Origin of the sequence: Massilia orientalis (assembly GCF_030411975.2) — a bacterium.
GTDB classification, from domain to species: domain Bacteria; phylum Pseudomonadota; class Gammaproteobacteria; order Burkholderiales; family Burkholderiaceae_D; genus Telluria; species Telluria orientalis.
In genome coordinates, this window is the sequence record NZ_JASNRB020000004.1 from 389,641 (window position 1) to 412,990 (window position 23,350).

At 66.5% G+C, this 23,350-nt stretch carries 19 protein-coding genes and 1 riboswitch; of the genes, 7 read left to right on the forward strand and 12 right to left on the reverse strand.

Annotated elements, in window-relative coordinates; genetic code table 11:
• Positions 1 to 8 precede the first annotated feature (8 nt).
• Both QPK29_RS08090 and QPK29_RS08095 read right to left on the reverse strand, forming a co-directional pair.
• Positions 9 to 1,517: a sugar ABC transporter ATP-binding protein gene (locus QPK29_RS08090; protein WP_056134548.1), complete on the reverse strand. Its 1,509-nt coding sequence runs from the start codon at positions 1,515 to 1,517 to the stop codon at positions 9 to 11.
• A gap of 22 nt (positions 1,518 to 1,539) precedes the next feature.
• Positions 1,540 to 2,481 (reverse strand): substrate-binding domain-containing protein, encoded by a 942-nt coding sequence (locus tag QPK29_RS08095; protein ID WP_056134545.1) that lies wholly within the window; start codon positions 2,479 to 2,481, stop codon positions 1,540 to 1,542.
• A 317-nt stretch (positions 2,482 to 2,798) separates the two neighbouring features.
• On the opposite strand from QPK29_RS08095, the gene QPK29_RS08100 reads away from it, so the two are divergent.
• Positions 2,799 to 3,797 carry a LacI family DNA-binding transcriptional regulator gene (locus tag QPK29_RS08100; RefSeq protein WP_056134541.1) on the forward strand — a complete coding sequence of 333 codons (999 nt, stop codon included), beginning with the start codon at positions 2,799 to 2,801 and terminating at the stop codon, positions 3,795 to 3,797.
• A gap of 6 nt (positions 3,798 to 3,803) precedes the next feature.
• Here the strand turns inward: QPK29_RS08100 and QPK29_RS08105 are convergent, their stop codons facing one another.
• A complete protein-coding gene (locus tag QPK29_RS08105) occupies positions 3,804 to 4,463 on the reverse strand; it encodes a GNAT family N-acetyltransferase (protein WP_056134540.1) in 660 nt (219 codons plus the stop codon).
• 113 nt (positions 4,464 to 4,576) lie between these two features.
• Between QPK29_RS08105 and QPK29_RS08110 the strand changes: the two genes are divergently transcribed.
• Positions 4,577 to 7,624 carry a diguanylate cyclase domain-containing protein gene (locus QPK29_RS08110; protein ID WP_371771658.1) on the forward strand — a complete coding sequence of 1,016 codons (3,048 nt, stop codon included), beginning with the start codon at positions 4,577 to 4,579 and terminating at the stop codon, positions 7,622 to 7,624.
• 2 nt (positions 7,625 to 7,626) lie between these two features.
• On the opposite strand, the gene QPK29_RS08115 is transcribed toward QPK29_RS08110, so the two are convergent.
• The 4 genes from QPK29_RS08115 to QPK29_RS08130 are packed head-to-tail and all read right to left on the reverse strand — an operon-like array spanning position 7,627 to position 12,613.
• Positions 7,627 to 8,865: a multifunctional CCA addition/repair protein gene (locus QPK29_RS08115; protein WP_371771696.1), complete on the reverse strand. Its 1,239-nt coding sequence runs from the start codon at positions 8,863 to 8,865 to the stop codon at positions 7,627 to 7,629.
• A 5-nt stretch (positions 8,866 to 8,870) separates the two neighbouring features.
• Complete coding sequence (locus QPK29_RS08120) at positions 8,871 to 9,587, reverse strand: glutathione S-transferase family protein (RefSeq protein ID WP_056134534.1); 717 nt, start codon at positions 9,585 to 9,587, stop codon at positions 8,871 to 8,873.
• A gap of 21 nt (positions 9,588 to 9,608) precedes the next feature.
• Positions 9,609 to 10,574: a complex I NDUFA9 subunit family protein gene (locus QPK29_RS08125; RefSeq protein WP_371771659.1), complete on the reverse strand. Its 966-nt coding sequence runs from the start codon at positions 10,572 to 10,574 to the stop codon at positions 9,609 to 9,611.
• A gap of 17 nt (positions 10,575 to 10,591) precedes the next feature.
• Complete coding sequence (locus tag QPK29_RS08130; RefSeq protein WP_371771660.1) at positions 10,592 to 12,613, reverse strand: lytic transglycosylase domain-containing protein; 2,022 nt, start codon at positions 12,611 to 12,613, stop codon at positions 10,592 to 10,594.
• A gap of 37 nt (positions 12,614 to 12,650) precedes the next feature.
• On the opposite strand from QPK29_RS08130, the gene QPK29_RS08135 reads away from it, so the two are divergent.
• Entirely contained in the window at positions 12,651 to 13,256 is a 606-nt protein-coding gene (locus QPK29_RS08135) for a 5-formyltetrahydrofolate cyclo-ligase (RefSeq protein ID WP_400189746.1), read from the forward strand.
• 63 nt (positions 13,257 to 13,319) lie between these two features.
• Here the strand turns inward: QPK29_RS08135 and metF are convergent, their stop codons facing one another.
• From metF to metK, 4 genes are all read right to left on the reverse strand, one after another.
• A complete protein-coding gene (gene metF, locus QPK29_RS08140) occupies positions 13,320 to 14,153 on the reverse strand; it encodes a methylenetetrahydrofolate reductase [NAD(P)H] (protein ID WP_056134526.1) in 834 nt (277 codons plus the stop codon).
• The gene (locus QPK29_RS08145) at positions 14,140 to 14,493 is read right to left on the reverse strand and encodes a phage holin family protein (protein ID WP_371764265.1); all 354 of its coding nucleotides are present in this window, start codon (positions 14,491 to 14,493) and stop codon (positions 14,140 to 14,142) included. Before QPK29_RS08145 ends, metF begins: the two co-directional genes overlap by 14 nt.
• Positions 14,494 to 14,583: 90 nt before the next feature.
• Entirely contained in the window at positions 14,584 to 15,999 is a 1,416-nt protein-coding gene (ahcY, locus tag QPK29_RS08150; RefSeq protein WP_056134521.1) for an adenosylhomocysteinase, read from the reverse strand.
• A gap of 28 nt (positions 16,000 to 16,027) precedes the next feature.
• Positions 16,028 to 16,098: riboswitch (S-adenosyl-L-homocysteine riboswitch) on the reverse strand.
• A 138-nt stretch (positions 16,099 to 16,236) separates the two neighbouring features.
• Complete coding sequence (metK, locus tag QPK29_RS08155) at positions 16,237 to 17,406, reverse strand: methionine adenosyltransferase (protein ID WP_056134518.1); 1,170 nt, start codon at positions 17,404 to 17,406, stop codon at positions 16,237 to 16,239.
• A gap of 88 nt (positions 17,407 to 17,494) precedes the next feature.
• On the opposite strand from metK, the gene QPK29_RS08160 reads away from it, so the two are divergent.
• Genes QPK29_RS08160 through dapF form a run of 3 tightly spaced genes read left to right on the forward strand, consistent with a single transcriptional unit; the run spans position 17,495 to position 20,171 of the window.
• A complete protein-coding gene (locus tag QPK29_RS08160) occupies positions 17,495 to 18,436 on the forward strand; it encodes a lysophospholipid acyltransferase family protein (RefSeq protein WP_371771697.1) in 942 nt (313 codons plus the stop codon).
• Positions 18,433 to 19,296 (forward strand): lysophospholipid acyltransferase family protein, encoded by an 864-nt coding sequence (locus QPK29_RS08165; RefSeq protein WP_371771662.1) that lies wholly within the window; start codon positions 18,433 to 18,435, stop codon positions 19,294 to 19,296. Before QPK29_RS08160 ends, QPK29_RS08165 begins: the two co-directional genes overlap by 4 nt.
• Before the next feature lie 11 nt (positions 19,297 to 19,307).
• On the forward strand, positions 19,308 to 20,171 hold the full coding sequence (gene dapF / locus QPK29_RS08170; RefSeq protein ID WP_371771663.1) for a diaminopimelate epimerase: 864 nt from the start codon (positions 19,308 to 19,310) through the stop codon (positions 20,169 to 20,171).
• 15 nt (positions 20,172 to 20,186) lie between these two features.
• On the opposite strand, the gene QPK29_RS08175 is transcribed toward dapF, so the two are convergent.
• Entirely contained in the window at positions 20,187 to 21,776 is a 1,590-nt protein-coding gene (locus tag QPK29_RS08175; RefSeq protein ID WP_371771664.1) for a tetratricopeptide repeat protein, read from the reverse strand.
• A 483-nt stretch (positions 21,777 to 22,259) separates the two neighbouring features.
• Here QPK29_RS08175 and QPK29_RS08180 point away from each other — a divergent pair, with 483 nt between their 5' ends.
• The gene (locus QPK29_RS08180) at positions 22,260 to 23,333 is read left to right on the forward strand and encodes a porin (protein ID WP_371771665.1); all 1,074 of its coding nucleotides are present in this window, start codon (positions 22,260 to 22,262) and stop codon (positions 23,331 to 23,333) included.
• Positions 23,334 to 23,350 lie beyond the last annotated feature (17 nt).

The following is a 23,350-nucleotide window of genomic DNA, read 5'->3' on the forward strand; positions in this document are numbered from 1 at the left end:
GATGTCTCCTATGCGGCCTGGGCCTGGGTGGCCAGCGCCATGATGTTTTCCTGGGTGATGCGCTCGCCGAGCAGTTCCCCGGACAGCCAGCCTTCGCGCATGACGAGCACGCGGTCGCACACGCCGATGATTTCCGCCAGCTCGCTCGAGATGCACAGCACGGCCACGCCCGCATCCGCCAGCTCGTGGATGATCCGGTAGATCTCGTGCTTGGCGCCGATGTCGACGCCGCGCGTCGGCTCGTCGAGGATCAGCACGCGCGGCCCGATTTCCAGCCAGCGCGCGAGCAGCAGCTTTTGCTGGTTGCCGCCCGAGAGGCCGCCGATGATGCCGTCCGGCCCCGCGCCGCGCGCCGACAGCTTCGTGATCGCACCGCGCGTGACGTCCAGCAGTTCGCCGCGCCGGAGCACGCCGCAGCGCGCATGCTTGCCGAGCACGTTCATCGTCACGTTCGCCAGCAGCGACTGTTGCAGGAACAGGCCCTGCCCCTTGCGGTCTTCCGGCACGTAGGCGATGCCGAGGCGGATCGCATCGCCCGGCGTGCGGATCGTCACCGGCCGGCCATCGACTTCGATCGTGCCGCCGGACAGAGGGTCCGCGCCAAAGACCAGCCGCGCCAGTTCCGTGCGGCCCGCGCCGACGAGGCCCGCAAGGCCGACGATCTCGCCGGCGCGCACGTCCAGCGACACGGGATGCACCTTGGCGCCATGCACACCGGCGAGCTTCAGGCGCACGGGGCCCGGCACGCGCCGCTCCGTATGTTCGTAGAAGCCGCCGATCTCACGGCCGACCATCATGCGCACGACCGTGTCCGGCGTCGCTTCGTCGCGCGGCAGCTCGCCGATCCACGTGCCGTCGCGCAGCACGGTGACGCGGTCGGCCAGCATGCGCACTTCCGCCATGCGATGGCTGATGTAGATGATCGCGATGCCCCGTTCGCGCAGCGCGCGCATCACGTCGAACAGGCGCTCGGTCTCGCGCTCGGACAGCGCGGCCGTCGGCTCGTCCATGATCAGCACGCGGCTGTCGTGCACGAGGGCGCGGGCGATTTCCACCTGCTGCTGGTCGGCGATCGACAGGCCGCTCGCGATGCGGTTCGGCGCGAACGTGGCGCCGAGGCTTTTCAATACCTCGGCCGCGCGCCGGTTCATCTGCGCCGTGTCGACGATGCCGAAGCGTCGGCGCGGCTCCGCGCCCATGAAGATGTTCTGCGCGACGGTGAGATTGGCCGCGACGGACAGCTCCTGGTAGATCAGGTTGATGCCGCACGCGCGCGCATCGGCGGGACACCCGATGCGGACTGGCTTCCCGGCCACGCGGATCTCGCCGGCATCCGGCTGGTACACGCCGGCGAGGATTTTCATGAGGGTGCTCTTGCCGGCACCGTTTTCTCCCATCAGCGCGTGGATTTCGCCGGGGCGGATGGTCAGCTGGACGCCGTCGAGCACCGTGACGGCGCCGAAGCGTTTGCGGATGCCGGATACTTCCAGCACCGGTTGTGGATCTCGTGTTGCCATTGTCTCCTCCGATGAGGTTTTTTTAGTGACTGGCCCAGCCCTTGTAGGCCAGCACGTTCTGCTTGGTGATCGCAGGGGTGGGAATCAGCACGACCGGGTTCGCGGGCCGCTTGCCGTTCATGATCCCGTAGCCGATGTCGACGGCCAGCGTGGCCATCTTGTAGGGGTCTTGCGCGGTGGTGACGGCGAAGATGCTGTTCTTCGCCCTGAGCGCCGCTTCCGCATCCGGCGCGCCGTCGACCGACGCGACCATCTGCACGTCCGGGCGGCCCGCCTGCTTGACCGCGAGTTCGGCACCGATCGCGGACGGGTCGTTGATGGCGAAGACGGCATCGATGCGGCGGTGCGCGATCAGGAGGTTCGTCATCACTTCCATGCCGCCATCGAGGCTGCCCTTCGCATCCTGGTTGTCGGACACGATCCGGATGCCGGTGCCGGCAAAGGCCTGCTTGCAGCCGGCCACGCGCGCGATCACGGCGGTGACGGGCGGGCCGTTGACGATGACGACGTTGCCCTTGCCGTGCAGGCGTTCGACGATGCGCTTGCAGGATTCCGTGCCGGCCATCGTGTTGTCGGACATGACCGTCGCATCCGCGTTGTCGGCGCCGACGTCGACGGCCACCACGACGATGCCGGCAGCGCGCGCCTTTTGCAGCACGGGCGCGATGCCCTTCGGATCGGACGCGTTGACGATGAGGATGTCGACCTTGTTGGCGATGAAGTTCTCGATCTGGCCGACCTGGGTGTTGAGGTCGTACTTGCTGGAGACGGTGGTGACCTTGACCTTGTCGCCGCCGACCTTTTTCGCGGCGTCGAGCGCGCCCTTGCCGATGGCGACGAAGTAGGGATTGGCGAGGTCGCTGACGGCCACGCCGACGGACTTCAGCGGCCGCGCGGCGTGCGCCACGCCGGCCAGGGAGAAGGCGAGTGCCGCGATGCACGCGAACACGGCGGATCTTTTCATGACGGTGTCTCCGAGCTGTTTTAAGTATGGGTTACTGCCTGACGGAGAAACTTTACACGTGTCGACTTTTTGTCGTCAACAGATTTTTTTACAAAATTTTTAATGGTTGAGTGACCACAACAACAGTGATCCACAGCGAGCGGATGGCGCCTGCGCGAGGGAAATCCGCGCTCTTATTGCACGCAAGTATTTTTGCTATGATGGTGACGCGCCTGTCGGCGGGCGCTTACTTTACACGAGTCAACAAACTGATGAAAACAGCGCAAAATCCCCGTAGCCCGGCCTCTCGTGGCCCGGCCTCTCGTGGCCCGGTGACCATGCACGACGTCGCCGCGCGGGCCGGCGTGTCGCGCGCCACGGTGTCGAAGTATTTCAACGACCGCGAGGGATTGAAAGCCGATACGCGGGCCCGCATCGAGCAGGCCTGCCGCGACCTCGAATACGTGCCCGACCCGCACGCCGTGAGCCTCGTGCGCGGGCGCTCGCGCATGGTCGGCGTGATCCTGCCGGTGGTGAACGAACCCTTCTTCGCCGAGGCGCTGCGCGCGATCGAGGCGAAGGCCAAGGCGCTGGGCATGGACGTGATCATCCAGTGCTCGTACAACGACCCGGCCGAGGAAGCGGCGGCGCTGATGACGATGCGGTCGATGAAGGTGGCGGGCGTGATCCTGACCGCGGTCGCGTCGACGGCGAACCTCGACCTGCTGCTGCGGCTGGAGCAGGAAATGCGCATCGTCTACATGGACAGCTACGTCCACGAAGACTGCAACTACGTCATGAACGACAACCGCCTAAGCATGGCGATGCTGACCCGCTACCTGCTGGGCCGCGGCCACCGTCCGGCCTACCTGGGCGCGCCGCCCGTCGCGCATCCGTCGCCGGAAGAACGGCTGGCCGGCTACCAGGACGCGATGACGGAAGCCGGCATGCAGCCGCACCTCGTGCCGGCCAGCACGCAGCCGTCGTGGGATTTCGAAGCGTACGCGTTCCGCCATGTGCTCGACTGGCTCGCGAGCGGCGCCTGGAAGCGCGCCGGCGTCACGGCGCTCGCCTGCGGCACCGACAGGCTCGCGATCGGCGCCATGTCCGCCTGCCGCCGCTTCGGGCTGGAGCCGGGCAAGGACCTCGCGATCGTCGGGCACGACGACCTGCCGATCTCCGCCTACCTCTACCCGCCGCTGACGACGTTCCGCCAGGACGTCGCCGCCATCGGCGTCGCGGCGATGGAATGCCTGCAGGCGCAGCTCGACGGCGCCGGCACGACGCCTTACCGCAAGCGGTTTACGGGGGGACTGGTGCCGCGCGAGTCGGCGTGAGCACGTTCAACGCTTGGGCCGGAACCATTTGACGGCGGCGCGCGCATTGGCCTTGACCGTGTAATCGATCTTGGCGAACTGCTCTTCCAGCGCCTCCGCGAGCACGCTGCCCGGGCTGGGCGGCGGCAGGTGCAGGTGGGCGTCCGCTTCTCCGTATTCGCGGCGGATCTCCATGCCGGCCTTCTTCGCGATGTGCATCATCGTGCGGTTCGACGACAGGCACTGCATGTACAACGTGTCGACGTCGGAATTGCGGCAGTGGATGGCGGCCCGTTCGAACAGCCGCGTGCCCACGCCCTGCCCCCGCGCCGATCTGGAAACGGAGACGCCGAACTCGGCCACTTTTTCCTTGTCCGTGTAATGGATGCTGTCCGGATGCGCCTCGCGCGACGTGAACGCGAGGTGGCCCACACCCACCAGCTGGAACCGCCCGTTGACAACGCCGAACACGATGTCCTTCGAAAAATCGAGCTTCGCGACATACGCTTCGATCAGCTCGTCCGGCAACACGCTGCCGAAGCGCAGCAGGCGATCGTCGCGGTCGAGGGCCAGGAAGTGGCGCAGGATCCGCCGCCGGTCGCGCCTGGCCAATGCCTTGACCAGCACGGCCTGCCCCTTCTTCTTGATCAGGTGGTTCAGCCAGCGGCGGAGTGGATGGTCCTGCATGGGCGCCCTATTCTTGCGTCGATACAACAGAATTTGATCACTTATCGCTGCGAACGGGATACCAAGGATAAAGCGGCATATACTTGATTCTAAAGAGAAATCGAGAGTGTCGCATGCCATTGTTTCGCCAGGCCCTGCCCTGCCTGATCTTCTGGATGAGCGTGCTGCTCGCGTTTCCATCCACCGCAGCCAACGCAGATGCATCCGCAGCCTGGCAACCATTTTCTCACGTCTCGTTCCGGCATCACACCGAAGAAGCGCTGCGTTTCGGAACCTCTCTCGCCCAGGATCGCGACGGTTTCCTCTGGCTGGGTACGCAGACCGGCCTGGTTCGCTGGGACGGTTTCCGGGTGCGGCGCTATGTGGCCGATGCGGCGCGGGAAGGTGGCCTGCCGGACGGCTATATCCAGAGCGTGCATGTGGACACGGGCGGACGCCTGTGGATCGGTACGAGCGCGGGCGGCCTGGCGCGCTACGACGCGGCGCGCGATCGCTTCGCCGTGATCCCGGCTGGCCCGGGCGGCCTGGGCCATGCACGCGTCTCCAGCATCGTCGACGACGGCGCCGGCGGCATCTGGGTCGGCACCGGCGCGGGACTCGAACGCGTCGATGCCGAGGGCAAGGTGCACGCCGCCGCCAGCGGCGCCCCGCAGCTCGCCGCACCCGTGCTGCCGCCGGACGGGGTGGACGTCTTGTTGCGCGACCGCCAGGGCGGCCTCTGGATCGGCACCCGCGAGGGCCTGTTCTACCGGTCCGGCGACCACGACCGGCTGGAGGTCGTGCACCTGGGGCTGCCGGCGCCGAACGAACCGTCGATCAACGCCTTGTACCAGGACAGCGCGGGGCGCGTATGGATCGGCACCCGTACCCATGGCGCCTTCGTCATCGCCACGCGGGGCGCGGCACCCCGCCCCATCGTGGAAACGGGTCCGCAGGCCGCCTTGCAGGGCGAGCGCGTGTTCACGATCGTGCAAAAGGATGACGACGTCGTCTGGCTCGGCACGGAGAGCGGCGGCATCGTCGAGGTCGACGTGCGCCAGGGCACGACGCGGCGCCTGCGCTACCACGGCGATGTGCCGGACAGCCTGCGCAGCGACGAGATCCTCGCCCTGCTGCGCGAGCGCGGCGGCCAGATCTTCGTTGCCACCGGCGGCACCCTGAGCCAGCACGATCCCCTCCCGCGCGGCATCGTGACGGTGCGGACGATCGGCAGCATTACCGGCCTCAACGTTTATCATCTGCTGCCCCGCCCGGACGGCAAGGTATGGCTGAGCGTTCCCGGCGGTGGCGTGAGCATCGTCGAACCGCACACCGGCGCGGTGGCCGAGATCAGGGCGGACGCCAACGCCCTGCCCAAGGGCCGGGTGCTCGCCATGGCGAATGCGCCGGACGGCAGCGTCTACCTCGGTACCCAGCAAGGCCTGTACCATAGCGACGGCACCGGGCGTGCCGTACGGCGCGTCGAGATTGCGGGCCGCCGTCCCGACGCCTCCGTCTGGGCCCTGGCGTGGCGCGGCGACGTCCTGTGGCTGGGCGGACTGGACGGGGCATGGGCGGTGCGGCCGTCATCCGCCGGGCCGGCGACCGTGCTGCGCCACGAAGACGAGGCGCTGGGCGACCGCCGCGTCACCGCCCTGCTGCCGCTTGCGGACGGCAGTGTGTGGATCGGCACCCGGCGCGGCGTCGTGCGGCTGGACCGGAACGGCACGACGGTGGAGCGCCTGCCGACCGACAATGCCGACCGCACGCGCGCGCCGAACGGCTTCGTCTCGTCCCTGCTCGTCGACCGCACGGGCCGCCTGTGGGTGTCCTCGTTCGGCAACGGCATCGCCATCCTCGATCGCACCGATGCCGGCGGGCGCCGCTGGTTCCGGCGCCTGACGACGGCCGACGGCTTGCCCGACAACAGCGTCAACATGCTGGTACAGGACCGTAGCGGGCAGATCTGGCTGAGCACCGACCTCGGCCTGGCCGGCGTGCACCCCGACACCCTGCAGGTCCGCCGGCTGGGCGAGGCCGACGGCGCCCACGTGCCGAGTTACTGGACCAGCTCGGGCGCGCTGGGGGCCGACGGCGAAGTGCTGTTCGGCGGTTTCACCGGCCTCTCCGTCGTATTCCCCGACCGGCTGGACACCCGCCGTCCCCCGCCCCGGCTCGCCATCACGCAACTGATGCTCGGCGGGCGGGCGATCCGTGCGCTTGCGCCGGCCGCGTCGGGCGAGCCGGCCGCGCTGACCGTCACGCCCGCCGATCGCGAACGCGGTTTCGCGGTCGAGTTCGCGGCCCTGGATTACATGCCGGCCGAGCACCGCCACTACGCCTACCAGCTCGACGGCTTCGACACCGGATGGATCGAAGCCGACACGACCGTGCGCCGCGCCAGCTACAACAACCTGCCGCCAGGGAACTACCGCCTGCGCGTGCGCGCCACCGGCGACGATACCGTCAACCTGGAACTGCCGGTCCGCGTCCTCCCCGCCTGGCACCAGCTGGCCTGGGTGCGGGCGCTGGGTGCGATCGTCGTGCTGGGCATCCTCGCCGCCCTGATGCAGGCCCGCACATCGCTGCTGCGCCGGCGCCAGCGCGAGCTGGAGGCCGTGGTCGCCAGCCGCACCGCCGAGCTGCGCGCCACCCAGCTGAAACTGGAAACCATGGCCTACAACGACGCGTTGACGGGCCTGCCCAACCGGCGCCGCTTCAACGACGAACTGCAGCGCCTGGCCGCCCTCAGCCGGCGCGGCGGCGACCCGTTCGCGCTGCTCCTGATCGACCTGGACCGCTTCAAGCACATCAACGATACGCTCGGCCACGATGCGGGCGATGCGCTGCTGGTCGCGGCGGCGGAGCGCCTGCGGGCGGCCGTGCGCCAGACCGACTGCGTGGCGCGGCTGGGTGGCGACGAATTCGCCGTCCTGCTGACGCCCGCTAGCGACGCCATCGTCGGCGACGTGGCCCAGCGCATCGTCGATTCGATGCGCGCACCAATCGCGTTCGGCGCCCACGACATGCACGTCAGCGCCAGCGTCGGCACCGCCTTGGCCTGGCGGGACGGCGTGGACACGGACGCGCTGTACAAGAACGCCGATACGGCGCTGTACTGCGCCAAGGAATCGGGCCGCGACACGTGGTGCAGGTTCGGGGCCGACGCCGCGGCGGCCTAGGTTCAGTCGCGCACGTCGCCCAGCGCCGCCTTCACGGCACTCACCCGCGCGGCGTGCACGGCTTCCGGAATTCTTTCGCGGTTCTCGGCATGGCGCGCCGCCACCTCGCCCGCGGTCACGCCGCGCGCCGCGTCCAGCGCGCGCAGCAGGTAAGGCGCCTGCGGATAGGCGCGGCTGCGCATCTCGTGTCGTTCGTCGCCGCGCCCTCGCGCATCGCATTCGGACGCCAGCAGCATCTGCGCGAAGCGGTCCGGCTTGCGGAACGCGTCGCAGCGTTCGAACAGGGTCACGATCGTGTTCGGCCGCAGGTCGAGCGCGCGGCTGACGTTGCCGTGCTCGCGCGCCGTCATCACGGCCAGGTCGCGGCACCCCGTCGGCACGCGCAGGCGCTTGCTCAGTTCCGTGATCAGGCGCGGCCCCATGCCTTCGTGGCCATGGTGCTTGGGCCAGTGTTCGGGCGGCGTCGACCCTTTACCCAGGTCGTGCATCAGGGCGGCGAAGCGCACCGGCAAGTCGTAGCCCTGTTCGGCCGCGTAATCGATCACGAGCATCATGTGAACGCCGGTATCGACTTCGGGATGGTGCAGCGGCGGCTGCGGCACGCCCCACAGCGCATCGAGCTCGGGCAGGATGCGCGCCAGCGCGCCGCAGTCGCGCAGCACGGCCAGCATGCGCGACGGCTTTTGCTCCATCAGCCCGCGCGCGAGTTCCTGCCACACGCGCTCCGGCACGAGCGCATCCACCTCGCCCGCCTCGACCATCTGGCGCATCAGCGCGAGCGTCGTGCCGGCCACCGTGAATTCCGGGAAGCGCGCGGCGAAGCGGGCCAGGCGCAGGATGCGCACGGGGTCTTCGGCGAACGCGGGCGACACGTGGCGGAACACGCGGTCCTGTAAATCCTGCAAGCCGCCATACGGGTCGACGATGGTGCCGTCCTCGGCGCGCGCCATCGCATTGATGGTCAGGTCGCGCCGGATCAGGTCGTCTTCGAGCTTCACGTCGGGCGCGGTGTGGAACACGAAGCCGTGGTAGCCCGGCGCCGTCTTGCGCTCGGTGCGGGCGAGCGCGTATTCCTCGTGCGTCTCCGGGTGCAGGAAGACGGGGAAATCCTTGCCGACGGGCCGGAACCCCTTGGCGATCATGTCCTCGGGCGTGGCGCCGACGACAACCCAGTCGTGGTCCTGGACGGGCAGCCCCAGCAGCTCATCGCGGACGGCGCCGCCGACGACGTACGCCTGCATCGTCATCAGTCCGGCAACTCGTCTTCGTGCAGGCCGGCGATTTCCGTTTCGGCCATCGCCTCCTCGACCCAGCGCGCGACGGCCGGGTGCGCGAGCACGCGCTTGCAATAGGCCTGCAGCGCGGGCGCCAGCGCCACGCCATAGGTCTGGAAGCGCGTGACGACGGGCGCGAAGAACGCGTCGGCGACGGAGAAATCGCCGAACAGGAAGTTGTGGTGGCCGAAGCGGGACAGGCACTCTTCCCAGATCTCGCAGATGCGGCCGATGTCGGCCTGGGCGCCCGGCGTGCGGCCGCGGCCCGGCAGGCGCGCCTTGATGTTCATCGTCATCGCGGTGCGCAGGTCGCCGAAGCCGGAATGCATCTCGGCCACGACGGAACGGGCCAGCGCGCGGGCGGCCACGTCTTGCGGCCACAGATGCTTCTCAGGGAATTGCTCGGCCAGGTATTCGCAGATGGCGAGACTGTCCCAGATCGTCATTTCGCCGGCCAGCAGCACCGGGACGCGGCCGGACGCCGAGTACTGGGCGATGTTGGTGGCCGTGTCCGCCTTGTCGAGCAGGACGCGCACTTCCGTGAACGGGATACCGGCGGCGACGGCGGCCACCCAGGGCCGCATCGACCACGAAGAGTAATTCTTGTTGCCGATGACCAGGGTCAGGCCGGCCTGGCGTGCGTTGTCGAGGGTCTGCGTCAATGTCGGGTCGAGTTCGAGAGTCTGCATGGTGTGGCGTGATCGTTGAGGTCAGCGCCCGGCACGGGCGCGCAGGACGTCGAGTCCGCCGGGGGGCGCCAGGTACTGCGGCGCGACGGCCTCGAGCGCCGTGAGCTTGATTCCCAGCGCCGCTGTTGTCAAGACTTTATTGTCCCTGGACGGCTGGAGCACATTGTCGACCTTCATCGAATCGAGGTTGTCGCGCGTGATGACGGGCTCCCCCGGCAGCAGCTCGAACAACATCGCCTGCAGCCGCGCGAGCGCATCCGGCAAGGCGATCACCTTGCGCTCGTGCCCGGCATAGCGCCCCGCCAGCCGCACCAGGTCGCCCAGCTCGTAGACTTGCGGCCCGCCCAGTTCATAGGTGAGGCCGGCCGTGTGCGGATCGAGCAGCGCGCGCACGAACGCCTCGGCCACGTCGCCCACGTACACGGGCTGGAAGCGCGCATGCGCGCAGGCGAGCGGGACGACGGGCAGGTGGCGCTGTAGGCGCGCGAACATATTGAGAAATTTATCTTCCGGGCCGAACACGACGGATGGCCGGAAGATCGTCGCCGCGACGCTGGGCTGGCTCGCCGCGGCCGCCTCGCCGTCGGCCTTCGAGCGCTGGTACATCGACGGGCCGTTGCGGTCGGCCCCCAGCGCGCTCATGTGCAAGTAGCGCGGCACGCCCTCGAGCGCGCAGGCGGCGGCGATGCGATGCGGCAAATCGACGTGGGCCCGGCGAAAATCCGGCCCGTACGGGTTGCCGCGGCGCGAGTGCAGGATGCCGACCAGGTTGATGACGGCATCGCGCCCGGCCACGAGCTTGCGGAGCGCCGTGTCGTCGTAAGGATCCGCCTGCACGATGTCGACGCCCAGCGGCATCAGGTGCATCGCGTGGCTTTCGTGCCGCGTGGGCACGACGATGTCGATGGCGTGCTCGGACAGCCTGGCCGCCAGGTGACTGCCGATGAATCCCGTCCCGCCGAACAGAACGACCGATTGCGCGTGCATGCTCGTCTCCTGATGGATTAAGGAAGGCCGATGCCTCCGCCGCGCGGCGTGATCGTACCCAGGCGCGCCTTGAGCGATTGCGGACGCTTGTCGAACAGCGCGGCATAGTTCGTCGCGTTCGACATCACGTTGCGCACGTAGGTTCGCGTTTCCTCGAACGGGATCGACTCCACGAACACGGCCCCTTCCATCGGCGCCGTCAACAGCCCGCGCCACGTGCGTGCGCGCCCCGGTCCGGCGTTGTACGCGGCCGTCGCCAGCACCTGCGAGCCTTCCGCACTGTTCAGCACCATGTTCAGGTAATTGGTGCCGAGCACGATATTCGTCCGGATATCGCTGAGCATGCCGTGGCCGTAGTCCGTCAGCCCGATCTTTTCCGCCACCCATTTACCGGTCGACGGCATCACCTGCATCAGCCCGGACGCGCCCACGCCCGACTGCGCATCGGAGACGAAACGCGATTCCTGGCGGATCAGGCCATAGACCCAGGCCTGGTCCAGGCCGAGGCCCTGCGCCGTCGGATGCAGGATGTCGTTGTGCGGCGCCGGGAAGCGCTGCGTGTAGTCGAACTCGGTGCGCGTGCGTTCGGACGTGGACAGCATGCGGTCGAGGATATCGTTCTGGCGCGCGAATTCGGCGGCGGCGAGCAATTGCCGTTCCGTGAATCCGGTGAGCGCCCAATTCCATTCGCGCGTGCCTTCGAAACGCATGCGCATCGAAAAGAATTTCAAGGCGCGCTTGAAGCCGGGGTTCGTGGCCACCTGCGCCAGCTCGGCCGGCGTGGGCGGCGCGGCGCTGGGCGGGATGCTGATCTGCATGCCCAGCTCTTCCATCGCCAGCTGGCCATAGAAACTGTTCTGGTCGGCGATGCCGCGGTACAAGGCCTGCGCATCCTCGCGCCGGCCTTCTGCCTGCAGCGCGCGGCCCAGCCAGTACGTCCAGGCGGGCTCGTCATGCTGCTGCGGCGGCATCGCCTCGATCGTCGCACGCACCGTCTTCCAGTCGCCGCGGCGCAGCGCGATGCGCGTCTTCCACTCCAGCTGGTTCCACGTCAGCGGCGCCCCTTCCGCCTTCTTCCAGTCGTCATACGCTTCGGGCGCCAAGGTCAGCGACGCGGCCAGCGCGATGTTCGCCCAGCCGATCGCCCTTTCCTCGGCCGACAGTTTCGGTGCGTTTTTGTTGAGCGCCACCGTCGCCAGTTTCAGGCTCGTGCGCGCCATGCGGCCGATGGCGACGAGGTAGATCTCATGGTCGGCGCGCGTGCTGCCGATGCCGCGCGCCATCGCCACGGCCGGCAGGTCGACGGCCTGCGCCGCGCGAGTGTCGGACGCACCCAGCAGCAGCGCCGTGCGGCGCGACGGCCCCGTCGCATGCATCTCGCCGGCCAGGCGCAATTGCGCCAGCAAATCATTGTTCGTGAACTGGCCGGACTGGACGAGCTGGTTGACGAGCGCGGCGCAGGCTTCGCCGTACATCGGCGGATTGTCGAGCAGCACGCGTGCCTCGGCCGCCACGTTTTGTCCCTTCGATGCGCGCGACAGCAAGGCGTAGCACTTGACCTGGTAATCGTCTTTCTTGACGAACAGGGGCAGCTCGCGGTCGAAGTTGACCCAGTCGCGCTTACGGCCGAGTTCCAGCAGCCAGTCGTTGCGTAGGCGGTCGGCGATGGCGCTGCCCTCGTAACGTTTCAGGAAATCCAGGATTTCCTCGTTGGAAGCATCGCGCAGCCGCGGTTTGAGCCGATAATAGTCGACGTACGACGGAATCGCGTAATCCGGCAGCCGGGCCGCCAGCGCCGCCGCTTTATCGGCATCGTTCTTGCGGGCAGCGTCGCGCAGTTGCGCGAAGAGTTCGTCCTGCTCGCGGCTGGCGTCGGCCTGCGGTCCGGGCGCGACGACCGGCGCAGGCACCGCGGTGGGCGCAGCGGGTGTGGGGGGCGTCGTCCCTGGCGACACGGCCTGGGCCGCGACAGCAGACGACGCGAGGAAGAGCAGGCTGGAAGCGGCCACGACGGCGCCGGCTAACAGTGTCTGCGACATCGATAATGCAATATTCAATGTAGGCTTCATTTCATCCATGACCGGCGATTCAAGAATACCATGCCCCTCGAGCCCGAGCGTGGCGGACGAGAAACAGGCGGCAAAAACGGCATTGCGCAAGGTGCTCAGGACTGCACGTGGGGGGCTTGATCCCGCAATCAAGGTCCAGTGGGATGCACATATCGGCGCGCAGGTGGTCGCCTGGTGGAGATTGCGCCAGGTAAGTGTCATCGGTGTGTACTGGCCGCTGGCCGGCGAGCCCGACTTGCGCGCGGCGTACGCGGAATTGCACCAGGCGGGCGTGCGCCTGGCGCTGCCCGTCGTGATGGAACGCGATGCGCCGCTGACGTTCACGGAGTGGACGCCCGGCGAAGCCATGTTGCCGGACGAAGCCGGCGTGCAGGTCCCGGCCCAGCTGCGCTTCATCGAGCGCCCGCCGGCCCTGCTGATCCCCTGCCTCGGCTTCAATGCCGATGGGTACCGCCTCGGCTATGGCGGCGGTTATTATGACCGCACGCTGGAACAGCCGCCGCGCCCGCACACGTTGGGCATTGCCTACAGTAACCAGGAAGCCCAGTTCTCGCATGCGCCGCACGACGTGCCGCTGGACGTGATCGTGACGGAAACCACCCACGTCACCTGATGCCTGAAAAAAATGCCCGCGCGGCCTTCCGGTCGCACGGGCATTCGTGAGGATGACGCCGGATCAGGCAGCCGTGATGCGCTGCCAGATCGCGGTCGTGGCCGCCGCCTGGTTCATGCTGTAGAAGTGCAGGCCGGGCGCGCCGCCGGCGAGCAGTTTCTCGCACAGGCCGCTGACGACGTCGAGGCCGAACGCCTTGATCGACGCGGAATCGTCGCCGAAGCTGGCCAGCTTCAAACGGATCCAGCGCGGAATCTCGGCGCCGCACATGTCGGAGAAACGCATCAGCTGCGTGTAGTTCGTGATCGGCATGATGCCGGCCACGATGGGCACGTCCACACCCAGTTTGCGGGCATTGTCGACGAACTGGAAGTACGCGTCCGGATTGTAGAAATACTGCGTGATCGCGGCATTCGCGCCGGCCTGCACCTTGCGGGCGAAGGCTTGCAGGTCGTCCTGCGGCGACTTGGCCTGCGGGTGCATTTCCGGATACGCGGCCACCTCGATGTGGAACCAGTCGCCCGTTTCCTGGCGGATGAACTCGACGAGGTCGCTGGCATAACGCAGTTCGCCCGCGCCGCCATAACCGCTCGGCAAGTCGCCGCGCAGCGCCACGAGACGGCGGATGCCCTTGTCCTTGAATTCCTGCAGGATCGCGCGGATCGATTCGCGCGTGCCGCCCACGCACGACAGGTGCGGTGCGGCGTCGTGGCCCGCGGCCAGGATCTCGAGGACGGTGGACAGCGTGCCGTGCTGCGTGCTGCCGCCGGCGCCGAACGTTACGGAGAAATATTTCGGATTCAGCTCGGCCAGCTTCTGCCGAGCCACGCGCAGTTTCTCCGCGCCCTCGGGCGTCTTGGGCGGGAAAAACTCGATACTGATGTTAGGGGTTTCCATCTTTGTTGAGTAGTAAGGTAGAAAGCGCCCACGAAATGACACTGTACAGGATCGCCGCGAGGAACGCGGACCAGAACCCCGCCACGTGGAAGCCCCCGACGAGGTGAGCGACCAGCCAGAACAGCAGTGCGTTGATCACCAGGATGAACAGGCCGAGCGAGACGACCGTCACGGGCAACGTCAGCACGACGAGCAAGGGACGGATGATCGTATTCACGAGGCCCAGGACGAGGGCCGCCACGAGGGCGGTGCCGACGTTGTCGACCGATACCGAGTGCATCAGGTAAGGCAAGGCCATCAGGGCCGCCGCATTGATCAGCCAAGTCAGGAGCAGGCGCATGTTGTGTCTTTCGTGAGAGGTTGTCCAGCACACCTCCGCCGACGATGGAATCCGGCGGAGGCGCATCAGTTCACGGAAGAGCTTACCAGATCAATAACGGTAATGTTCCGGCTTGTACGGGCCTTCCTTGCTCACCGAAATGTAGGCGGCTTGCTCTTCGGTCAGCTCGGTCAGCTGGGCGTTGAGCTTTTTCAGCTGCAGGCGGGCGACTTTTTCGTCCAGCTTCTTCGGCAGCGTGTACACGCCGACCGGGTAGGCGGCGGTATTGGTGAACAGTTCGATCTGGGCGATGGTCTGGTTCGCGAACGACGAGCTCATCACGTACGACGGATGACCCGTGCCGCAGCCCAGGTTCACGAGGCGGCCTTCGGCCAGCAGGATGATGCGGCGGCCAGACGGGAAGATGATGTGGTCGACCTGCGGCTTGATGTTTTCCCACTCGTACTTGCGCAGCGCGGCGACTTCGATTTCGTTGTCGAAGTGGCCGATGTTGCAGACGATCGCCTGGTCCTTCATGCGCAGCATGTGCTGCTCGGTGATCACGTGGTAGTTGCCCGTGCAAGTGACGAAGATGTCGCCGTGTTCGGCAGCCTCGTCCATCGTCACGACGCGGTAGCCTTCCATTGCGGCCTGCAGTGCGCAGATCGGGTCGATCTCGGTGACCCAGACCTGGGCCGACAGCGCGCGCAGCGCCTGGGCCGAACCCTTGCCGACGTCACCATAACCGGCCACGACGGCGACCTTGCCGGCGACCATCACGTCCGTCGCGCGCTTGATGCCGTCGACCAGCGATTCGCGGCAGCCGTACAGGTTGTCGAACTTCGATTTCGTCACGGAATCGTTGACGTTGATGGCCGGGAACGCCAGCTTGCCGTCCGCGTGCATCTGGTACAGGCGGTGGACGCCGGTGGTGGTCTCTTCCGTCACGCCCTTGATTTCCGGCAGGCGCTTCGAGTACCACTGCGGATCGATGGCCAGGCGGCCCTTGATGGCGTTGAACAGGCAGATTTCTTCTTCCGAACCCGGCTTGTCCAGCACCGAGATGTCCTTCTCCGCGCGCACGCCCAGGTGCAGCAGCAGCGTGGCGTCGCCGCCGTCGTCCAGGATCATGTTGGCGTAGACGTCATCGCCCCATTCGAAGATGCGGTGGGTGTAGTCCCAATACTCGTCCAGCGTCTCGCCCTTGACGGCGAACACGGGCGTGCCGACCGAGGCGATGGCGGCGGCGGCGTGGTCCTGCGTCGAGTAGATGTTGCACGAGGCCCAGCGCACTTGCGCGCCGAGGGCTTCCAGCGTGCGGATCAGCACGGCGGTCTGGATGGTCATGTGCAGCGAACCGGCGATGCGCGCGCCCTTCAGGGGCTGGGCGGCCGCGTATTCGTCGCGGATGGCCATCAGGCCGGGCATTTCGGTTTCGGCGATGCGGATTTCCTTCTCGCCCCACGAGGCGAGGCCGATGTCGGCAACGAGGTAGTCCTGGGTGGTGTCTTTGAGTACGGCGCTCATCACGCCCTCCTTTCAAGTTAAGAAAAAAGTAACGTGAGCGCGGTGTTGATATCCGAGCCTGGCGAGATGGGGAATCTCGTCGCAACGCTCCTCGGAATTCGTTAGTTTATCACGGTGCGGCGAACCTGGGGTGATGGTGCCGGGGGCATCATCACGCCTCCGCGGGGACGACGTGCATAAAGCAACACTTATTTGAGCCGTCGCCCCTGCGAAGGCAGGGGCCCAATTTGGTGGTTTTTACGCGAGACCGGCTTCCGCGCGCAGCAGCGCGGCCTTGTCGGTGCGCTCCCACGTGAATTCCGGCTCTTCGCGGCCGAAGTGGCCGTAGGCGGCCGACTTGGTGTAGATCGGGCGCAGCAGGTCGAGCATCTGCACGATGCCTTTCGGGCGCAGGTCGAAGTGTTCCATCACCAGTTCGGCGATCTTCTCGTCCGAAATGACGCCCGTGCCTTCCGTGTAGACCGTGATGTTGATCGGACGGGCCACGCCGATCGCGTAGCTGACCTGCACCTGGCACTGGCGCGCCAGGCCGGCGGCCACGACGTTCTTGGCGACGTAGCGGGCAGCGTAGGCGGCCGAGCGGTCGACCTTGGACGGGTCCTTGCCGGAGAACGCGCCGCCGCCGTGCGGTGCGGCACCGCCGTAGGTGTCGACGATGATCTTGCGGCCGGTCAGGCCGCAGTCGCCCTGCGGGCCGCCGATGACGAAGCGGCCGGTCGGGTTGACCAGGTAACGGGTGTCCTGCAGCCATTCGCGCGGCAGCACCGGCTTGATGATCTCCTCGATCACCGCTTCCTCGATCTGGCTGTGGCTGACTTCCGGCGCGTGCTGGGTCGACAGCACGACGGTGTTCACGGACACCGGGCGGCCGTTGACGTAGCGCAGCGTGACCTGGGACTTGGCGTCCGGACGCAGCCACGGCAGGCGGCCGTCCTTGCGCAGCTGCGACTGGCGCTCGACGAGGCGGTGCGCATAATAAATCGCGGCCGGCATCAGTTCCGGCGTCTCGTCGCACGCGTAGCCGAACATCAGGCCCTGGTCGCCCGCACCCTGGTCGAGGTCGAGACCGGCACCTTCGTCCACGCCCTGGGCGATGTCCGGCGACTGCTTGTCGTAGGCGACCAGCACGGCGCAACCTTTATAGTCGATGCCGAAGTCGGTGTTGTCGTAACCGATGCGCTTGATGGTATTGCGGGCAACTTGAATATAATCGACGTTTGCGTGCGTCGTGATTTCACCGGCCAGGACGACCAGACCCGTGTTGCACAGGGTCTCGGCAGCCACGCGCGCGCGCGGATCCTGTTCGAGGATGGCGTCGAGGATGGCGTCGGAAATCTGGTCGGCGACTTTGTCCGGGTGGCCTTCAGAGACGGACTCGGAAGTGAAGAGGTAGTCGTTGGAAGACATTAAGGCTCCTGATACTGTTGTAAAAATTGCCGCAGCACCAAGGCCTGCGACGCTTTAGCGAGATTTATATTCCGCTTCGCAAGTTGTCATTAACTCCGCGGATGCTACAAAGTGGTATTTTACGCTCCTCCAAAAATTCTGGCACAGCAACCCGTCGGTTCTCTACCCTAAATCAATAATGCTTGTCCTTTTGTTTCGAATCCTGTCGTTTTTGCCGCTGCGCGCCCTGCATGCGCTCGGCGCCGCGCTCGGCTGGATCGTCTATCTGCTCTCGCCGTCGCACCGCCGGCGCCTGCGCGAAAACCTCGAACAGGCCGGCTACGGCGGCCATCTGCGCGCCGCGATCGCCGAATCCGGCAAGGCCATCGCCGAGCTGCCGTTCGTCTGGTGCGCGCCGCAGAAGCGCGTCACCCGCCACGTCACCATGGAAAACTGGGAACTGGTGCAGCGCCAGCTCGACGCCGGCCGCGGCATCGTCTTCCTCACGCCGCACCTGGGCTGCTTCGAACTGACCGCCCAGCAGGTCTCGCTGCGCGTCGAACTGACGGTCATGTACCGCCCGCCGCGCCAGAGCGCCCTGAAGCCGCTCGTCGAAGGCGCCCGCGAGCGCCAGCACATGCACCTGGCGCCCGCCAACCTGGCCGGCGTGCGCATGCTCGTCAAGGCGCTGCGGGGCGGCCAGCCCGTCGGCGTGCTGCCGGACCAGGTCCCGCAGGAAGGTGAAGGCGTGTGGGCGCCGTTCTTCGGCCGCGACGCCTACACGATGACCCTGCCCGCCAAGCTGGCCCAGCTGGGCAAGGCCGACATCCTGACCGTGTACGCGGAACGCCTGCCGCGCGGCCGCGGCTTCGCCATCCGCTTCGTCCCCTTCGAAGGGTCGCTCGACGGCGACGCGGCCCAGCAGGCCGCCGCCATCAACCGCCAGATGGAAAAGCTCATCGCCTACTGCCCCGCCCAGTATTTCTGGAGTTATAACCGCTACAAGAAGCCGCAAGGCGTCGAAGCACCGCACCCCGAGTCCGTCGCATGAGGTTCCTGATATTCCTGTTGTGGCTGCTGCACTTCCTGCCGCTGCCTGTCCTCGGTCGCATCGGCAACGCCGTCGGCTGGCTGATGTATTACGCGATTCCCAAGCGCCGCAAGATCGCGCTGGTCAACCTGCGCCTGTGCATGCCCGAACTGGGCGAAGCGGAGCGGGTCGATATCGCCAAGCGCCATTTCATGGCCTATTCGCGCAGCATCCTGGAGCGCTCGCTGATCTGGTGGGCGCCGTTCGAACGCATCCACGGCCTGATCGAGATCGTGCCGAAGGTGCCGAAAGCGCAGCTGGAAAGCGGCCCGACCATCGTGTTCTGCCCGCACTTCGTGTGCCTGGACGTGGCCGGCGTGGCGTCGCGCGTGGTGCCGCTGTCGACGATGTATTCGCCGCAAAAGAACAAGGCGTTCGACGATTTGTTGCGTTATGGCCGCGAACGTTACGGCCCGGTGCGCCTGTTCACGCGCACCGACGGCATCAAGCCGATCATCCGCGCGCTGCGCGAAGGCCTGCCCTACTTCATGCTGCCGGACATGGATTTCGGCGAGAAGGATGCCACCTTCGTCCCGTTCTTCGGCATCCCGGCCGCCACGTTGACGGCGATGGGCCGGCTGGCGGGCGCGACCGGCGCAAAAGTCATCCCGGTCGTCGCCACTTTCCTGCCCAACTACAAGGGATACCGGGTAGAGTTCTATCCTGCATGGGAAGATTTCCCCGGCGACGACATCATCGCCGCCACGCGTCGCATGAACGCCTTCATCGAGGACCGCGTGCGCGAACATCCGGCCGAGTACTTCTGGACCCACAAGCGCTTCAAGACCCGGCCGCCCGGCGAGCCCTCGTTCTACGATTAATGACAGATACCATGAAACTCAAGTTCACCAAGATGCACGGCGCCGGCAACGATTTCGTCGTCATCGACGCGATCAACCAGCAACTCGACCTCGGTCCGGAACAATGGCGCCGCCTGGCCGACCGCCGCTTCGGCGTCGGGGCCGACCAGATCCTGGTCGTCGAGCGCCCGGTCACGGAGGGCAGCGATTTCCGCTACCGCATCTATAACAATGACGGCGGCGAGGTCGAGCAATGCGGCAACGGCTCGCGCGCCTTCGTCCGCTTCGTCAGCGACAAGGGGCTGACCGGCAAGCGCAGCATCCGCGTCGAAACGATGAGCGGCATCATCACCCCGCGCCTGGAAGACGACGGCAGCATCACGGTGGACATGGGCGCGCCGATCCTGGAGCCGGGCCGGGTCCCGTTCGATGCGGCCGGCCTGCAAGGCGTCGCCGAAGGACGCGACACGCTGTGGCCGCTTACCGTCTCGAACAAGGGCCAGGAACAGACCGTGCTCGTGTCGACGGTGTCGATGGGCAACCCGCACGCGGTGCAGGTCGTCGCCGACGTCGATGCGGCCCCCGTCCTGGAAACGGGCCCGCAGATCGAGCACCACCCGCGCTTCCCGCGCCGCGTGAACGCCGGCTTCCTGCAGATCGTGGACCGCGGCCATGTGAAGCTGCGCGTCTACGAACGCGGCGCTGGCGAGACGCTGGCCTGCGGCACGGGCGCCTGCGCCGCCGTCGTGGCGGGCATCCGGCGCGGCCTGCTGGATTCGCCCGTGCAAGTCCAGGCCCGCGGCGGCAAGCTGACCATCAACTGGGCCGGCGAAGGCCAGCCGGTTTATATGAGCGGTCCTGCCGAGACCGTGTTCGAAGGGGAAATCGAAATCTGAGTAAGGATATTTGAGTCAGGCGGCCAGCGAGTAGTCGCCATCCGGCGCCGGGGACTCTTCCGGTTCTTCCGTCCCGGACTCCACGCTCGCCATCTCCGGCAACAGGCTGCGCAACCGGTACAGGCGCTGGCGGTAATTCCCTTCCGGTCCGCCCGGACCGCAATCGACGTTCTCGAAGACGAGCGCCACGCGGTCGAGCAGCTGGCGCTCCTGCGCCGTTTCCACCGAGATCAGCCGGCGCCGGCTGCGGCCGTAGCTGGCGCGAATGTCGATCACGAGGCAGTGGCCGCGGTCGGCGCCGCGGATATCCAGCAACAGCGCCTCGGCCCGGCTCAGGCCAAAGGCCACCGCCAGTTCCAGGCGCGCGGCCAGCAGCGGATGGGCCGCCAGGTCGCGCCCGGCCAGCCCACCCATGTCCTTCCAGGCGCCGGGCTGGCGCGGCGCCAGCTTGCGCAGCGCGGCCGCAGCCTTGGGACAAGCCTGCGCCGCCGCCTTCTGCAACCAGAACAGCGCGCGCACGTCGTTGTTCTCGTTCTCGCGGCGCGCGCGCCATGCCGCGTTCCCGCATTCGAGCTGGGCATCGCGATAGCCCATCTCCGCCGCGCGCTCCAGGTATTTCTGCGCCTCCAGCACATTGCGCTGGGAGAATTCCGGCTTGATATAAATACGCGACAGCGCGTACCACGCTTCGGCCAGGCCCTGCTCGCCGGCCAGGGTCAGCCAGCGCACGGCCTTTTTGAAGTTGGCCGCGCCATGGCTGCCGGGAATCCGCTTGCCGTCCACCCGCATGCGGGCGCACCACAGACCGAGCGCGAACTGGGCATGGCGGTCCTGCTCGGCCGCGGCGATTTCCCAGAACCGCAGCAATTCATCCTGGCCGACGTCGTGCGGGGCCTCGTTCGCGGCCACGAGTCGGGCACAGCGCGACAGCAGCAGCACCTCGTCCGGCGCCAGGCGGGCAGCCGCGTGGTCCTGGGCGGCATCGGAACCGGCCAGGGCGCGCGCCAGCGGGAGCGCCCGCTCCAGCCAGGCGGACCAGCGGCCCGCGTTCCAGTCCTGTTCCAGCAGGGCGAACTGCGCGGCGCCGACGCCGCTGTCGGCCGCCTGGCGCAGCCAGCGCTGGCCCGCGGGGCTTGCCACGGGCGCGCGGGCGACCGGCTCGTCCGTCTCTGGCGGCGCCGCGCCGTGCTCGCGCGCGAGCAGCCACTGCGCCTCCGGAAAACCGGCACGGGCCGCGTCTTCCAGCGCGCGCAAGGCCTTGGCGCGCTGGGCCGGCGTGCACTGGCCCTCGTTCAGCGCGCCCAGCACCAGTTGGGCATAGACGAGCCCGGCGCGCACGAGCCCGCCGTCGTAGGCCAGTTCATACCAGCCGGTAACGGGTTGCGGATTGTCACGCGCAAGATCGACCGGAATATGGTTTCCGATCAATTGCCATGCTTCAGCGCAACCCTGCTGTGCGGCACGGTCGAGCCAGTGGAGGGCCGTGGGCAGGCTCTTCGGCAGCCCGGCACTGCCGAACAGGTAGAGCCGGCCCAGGGCCAGTTGCGAGTCGACGCGACCGGCACGTGCGCCGCGGATGACCGCCAGTTCTTCACGGTTTGCCATCGTTCTTTTCTGGATGTTAGAGACGTCTACGAAATATACGCAGTCCAATTCCGCAAGCACAATGCACGAAAATACGTGAAGATCGCTTGCGTTGCGCTACTGATGAGCTCATGTGTCGCGCACTGCGGTAACAATGGACGTCGGATGGGCCAGAGTCTAAAGCCGCGGCGATGCGATTCGGCTACGATTCCAAAGGCCTTTGAGCCCGCACAAACCCTGCCGTGGTACGGGGAGAGAATGATGATGTTTTGAAACTTAAACGAGCCTTAAGGTGCGCCCGGTTTCCCGACACGGCCGTTTCGAAAATACAACAGCACGATTGGATTTATTGGCTTTCGACCAAGTGCAACAGTCATAATTGACAAATCAGACAATCTTGACGCATTAAGCATTTAAGGTTCACACATCCGAGTGTTCAGCAACTAATAAAAATCTCAATGCTCTCTGGATTCCTTCGATTCACTTTTTAGGATAAAAATTAAGATGAAAAAAACCCTCGTGGCAGCCGCTCTGCTGGGCGCATTCGCCGGTGTGGCACAAGCTCAAACCGCTGTTCAAATCTACGGCAACATCGACGTCGGCATGGTCAAGCGCACCGACCAGACCCTGGCCATCGGCAAGCGTGCTTCGAACACCCTGGGCTTCAAAGGCACCGAAGATCTGGGCAACGGCCTGAAGGCACTGTTCCAGGTTGAAATGCGTTACGAGCCGGACACCGGCACCAACGAAAACAACGGCCGTCCGCTGTTCCAGGGCCAGACCCGCGTCGGTCTGCAGGGTGACTTCGGTATGGTCCGTCTGGGCCGTGGCCTGACCCCGTTCCAGGAAATCGTTGGTTCGTTCGAACCGTGGCACGGTCTGCCGACCCAGGCCGGCTTCTACACCGACATCTCGGTCGCCGGCTTCAACTCGGCTCCGCTGGACGTCGGCGGCACCAGCCCGAACAACAACCGTGTCTCGAACGCGATCTTCTATAACTCGCCGGTCGCCAATGGCTTCCAGGTGAACGCTTCGTGGGCATCGAAAGAAGCCACCGGCGGCGGCGTGACCGGTATCGGCGCTGGCGCTGCCACCTACGCTGCGGGCGCACAGGCTTCGGCCAACCCGTTCTCGATCGCTGGTACCTACAACAACGGTCCGGCAGCAGCGATGCTGGCTTACGAGCGCAACGCCGTCGAATCGAAGGTCTGGTCGGTCGCAGGTTCGTTCTCGGTGACCCCGGAACTGAAACTGATGGGTACCTACTCGCACCAGAACATGGAGCACACCAACACCCAGCGTCCGACCATCAAGGGTGCTGAAATCGGTGCAACCTACGCTGTCGGTCCGGGCAAGCTGCTGGCTGGCTTCGGTCTGAAGAAGCAGGAAGAAAACGTCCGCCTGCACGACCTGATCACCCGTCAGTACTCGCTGGGCTACGAGTACAGCCTGTCGAAGCGTACGTACCTGTACGTCGACGCATCGCGCAAGACCAACGTCTTCAACCAGGCGACCGGCGCATCTTCGGCTACCCCGACCGTCAACCACTACGACATCGGCCTGAACCACTCGTTCTAAGCCGAGCCGCGGGGGCA